3 protein-coding genes are annotated in these 2,360 nt (G+C 65.0%); all 3 read right to left on the bottom strand.

The genetic code is table 11. The features are described from left to right. Positions 1–605 (bottom strand): SIS domain-containing protein (locus DYI24_RS25065; protein ID WP_164574245.1); only part of this gene is annotated, 605 nt, incomplete at its 3' end. A gap of 122 nt (positions 606–727) precedes the next feature. Next, the gene (locus DYI24_RS25070; protein WP_164574246.1) at positions 728–1,648 is read right to left on the bottom strand and encodes an FkbM family methyltransferase; all 921 of its coding nucleotides are present in this window, start codon (positions 1,646–1,648) and stop codon (positions 728–730) included. Between the two features lie 155 nt (positions 1,649–1,803). Then, positions 1,804–2,360, bottom strand: a 557-nt coding sequence (locus DYI24_RS25075; protein ID WP_283810897.1) for a flagellin, incomplete at its 5' end; no start/stop codon positions are given.

The following is a 2,360-nucleotide window of genomic DNA, read 5'->3' on the forward strand; positions in this document are numbered from 1 at the left end:
GTCAGATGGCCGAGCTCGACAAAACCATATTGATCGGAGGCCAGATAGAAATTGATGTCGCCCTCGCGGCGCAGCGGATTGTCGGCCGAAAACCCACTCAAGGTGATCACCCGGCAGCCGCGCGCACGGGCCGCAGCGACGGCGTTGAGAATGTTCGGCGAGCGGCCGGACGAGGAGATCGCGATCAACAGGTCCCCCTCCTGCGCGAACAGCTCGATCTGCTTTGCGAAGACCTGCTCGTAGCCGTAGTCGTTTCCGAGACAGGTCAGCATCGCACCGTCATTGAGACAGAGCGCGCGCATGCCGCCGTTCTTGGAATAGTCGGTGGCCATATGGCTGGCGATCGCGGCGCTGCCGCCATTGCCGATGAACATCAGCTTGCGGCCATCGGCATGGACTTCGCGGGCCCAGGCAATCACCAGCGAGGCGGCGACTTCCTGCGCGAACGGCCGGCCTTCACAATCGGAGGCCTGCGCTGCGGCAAGGGTAGCCCGGAGGTGGTCGTAATAGCCGAGCATCTGCCGTTTCGACAGCAGCGGCGTCGCGGCGACATCCTCAGGGACGTCGTCGGGAATGGGGGCGGTGCTGTTACGCGACTGCGTCATCGGCGTCCTCGGCATTCCGAGCCATCACGGTTGCGCGTGATTCGTTAGCAATGTGTAAATCATGACCGGCCGCGGCGTCCGGCGCCAATCGCCTCGGAATACTACCTGGCCATTGCGTGAGGTCATGACGGTGGCAGCCCCGGGATCGCGTCCTTGGCGGTGAGGAACGCGCTGCCTTGCTTGTAGGAGGTCGGCAGGTCGGCCAGCGTCTCCGCCCGGCGCCAGCCGGTCTTTTGGGTGAACAGTTTTACGCCCGCGCCGCGCGCATAGTCGAAGATCGCCGCGGCGTTGGCTTCGCTGCCGATCTCGAGCATGACGTCGATAGTCGCCCAGCGCTCGCGCGGCAGCGAGGTGATGATCACCGCCTCGTGGCCTTCGGCGTCGATCTTGGCGAAGTCGGCCTTTGCGGCGATGTCATCGAAAGCGGCGAGCCGCACCTTGAAACGGTCGATCTCGCCATAGGGATCGAGCTTGGCGCCGGCGATATGGCTGCCCGTGGTATTGCCGCGCAGCCGAAGGAATTCCGCCTCACCTGCGTGCGCCGACACAGCCGCCTCGTTGACATGAACGGTGGTGACGTCGTTGGCGCGCATATTGGCCTGGAATAGTGCGATGTGTTCGGGGTCCGGCTCGTAGGTTTCGACCGTAAAGCCGCAGCGCGCCATCACCAGGCTGTGCAAGCCGATATTGCCGCCGATGTCGGCGACGCGCCGATAGCGGCCACGGTTTTGCCAGTAGAACGAAAACAGGATCAGCTCGTCGAGGCCGAACAGGTCGAGCGAGTCCACCGCTCCCATTCGATGATACGGAAAGCTGATCGGCCCGAAAGGCCCGAACGGCACGTCAGTGCCGCCGCGGGCGAACAGCGCCACCACCGCGCTGCGCGCGGCCGAGGCCAGCGCCGTATAGGCGGCCCCGCCCGGCGCGTGATGCCGCGCCAGCTCGGGCAGAGCGGTGATGATATCAGCGAGGATCCGGTCGGGCCCCGGCGCATGTGGCACCGGCGCAGCACTGGAATCGGCCCTCGGAGCGGTATCGGTCATGCAACGGCGCCGTTGAAAAAGATGAGCCCGAATCACCTGCACCTTACTGCATCCCTGTCCGCAACACGAACCTCGGGACGGCGGCAGCCGGGGCAGAAAGAAAGGCGGCGGGGTCTCCCCCGCCGCCCTCAGTCGTTCGATCAGCTACGCGGCGATTAGCGGAGGAGCTGCAGCACGCCTTGCTGCGACTGGTTGGCCAGCGACAGCGCGGACACCGCGATCGACTGGCGGGTCGTCAGCGCCTGGCTGTTCGCCGCTTCCTCGTTGGTGTCGGCCAGCGTCAGGTTCGACGAACCGGTCTGCAGCACGTTGATCAGGCTCTTCGAGAAGTCCTGACGGGCCTGCACGATCGACAGGTTCGAACCGAACGCGGAGGCCTGCGACCGCAGGGCGGTCGAGGCGGTGCTCAGCTTGCTCAGCACCGCGTTGGTGGCGTTGTTGTCGATGAAGTCGACGCCAGAGCTCAGGTTCGACAGGCCGAGGCCGGTCGGGTTGAAGGTGACGCCCTGGATCGAGATCGTCGACTTGCCGGTCTCGTTGAACACCAGCTTCAGGGTGTCGCCGTTCAGCAGGTTGACACCGTTGAACGAAGCGTCCTGAGCCGTGGTCTTGATCTGGTCGAGCACGTCGTTGAACTGCTTGACCAGGCCGGCGCGGGTGGTCTGGGCATTGACGTCGACCACCGGCGCGTTCGGCACCGAGCAGGTCAGGG

Source organism: Rhodopseudomonas sp. BR0C11 (genome assembly GCF_010820945.1).
Lineage (GTDB): Bacteria > Pseudomonadota > Alphaproteobacteria > Rhizobiales > Xanthobacteraceae > Rhodopseudomonas > Rhodopseudomonas palustris_H.